This window comes from Enterobacter sp. PTB (assembly GCF_051130085.1).
GTDB classification, from domain to species: Bacteria; Pseudomonadota; Gammaproteobacteria; order Enterobacterales; family Enterobacteriaceae; genus Enterobacter; species Enterobacter ludwigii.
Genome location: NZ_JBDKEE010000211.1, coordinates 1 through 222 on the forward strand (window position 1 = coordinate 1; position 222 = coordinate 222).

At 60.4% G+C, this 222-nt stretch carries 1 protein-coding gene; it reads right to left on the reverse strand.

Annotation, left to right across the window (positions count from 1 at the left end; all coding sequences use genetic code 11):
- Positions 1-222, reverse strand: a 222-nt coding sequence (locus AAIR21_RS28275; RefSeq protein ID WP_434682898.1) for a type VI secretion system baseplate subunit TssF, incomplete at both ends; no start/stop codon positions are given.

A 222-nucleotide genomic window follows, 5' to 3' on the forward strand; every position in this document is an offset into this window, starting at 1 on the left:
GGTGCCAGCACAAGCTGCTCCAGCCCCCGGAGCCCGACAAACATGAATTTTTCCCGGAAGCTGAAATACTCCAGCAGCAGCTGATAGCCACTGAACGCTGACGCGCCCTTCGGCCACAGACGATCGTCGTCATCAAAGCCCAGCGGTTTACACCAGCCGTCAAAGGGCTGTCGCTCCGCTGTCCCCGCATGGCGGACATACATCGCCTGAACCTGACGCGTC